The organism is Mesorhizobium sp. M8A.F.Ca.ET.202.01.1.1 (genome assembly GCF_004791595.1).
In the GTDB taxonomy this organism is placed as follows: domain Bacteria; phylum Pseudomonadota; class Alphaproteobacteria; order Rhizobiales; family Rhizobiaceae; genus Mesorhizobium.
Genome location: NZ_SRUN01000269.1, coordinates 1 through 292, shown reverse-complemented (window position 1 = coordinate 292; position 292 = coordinate 1). Strand labels below are relative to the sequence as shown.

Sequence of the window (292 nt, the reverse complement as noted above, 5' to 3'; positions counted from 1 at the left end):
CGCTCGGCTTGAACCGCTTGAAGAGGGCGTTGTCCTCGGTGATCATCCCGTGGGCGGGCAGAAAGCTGTTGTCGGCGACGTCCTTCGTCGGCGCCAGGATCAGATATTCGCCCATGGCGCGCTGGTTCATGATGAGCGCCGTCACCATGATGCCAGCCGCGATGGTCGACTTCGCGTTCTTCTTGCTGATCAGGAGGACAAATTCGCGGATCAGCTGTCGTTTCGCCGCGCTGTCATGGGCGCCGAACACCACCCAGCCTAGATCGAAGATCCATTGCGGGCAGACCTCGCC

The 292-nt window shown here is 61.3% G+C and carries 1 protein-coding gene; it reads right to left on the bottom strand.

Annotation, left to right across the window (positions count from 1 at the left end):
• A partial coding sequence (locus EN845_RS34795; protein ID WP_245511895.1) for a terminase large subunit occupies positions 1-292 on the bottom strand: 292 nt, incomplete at both ends.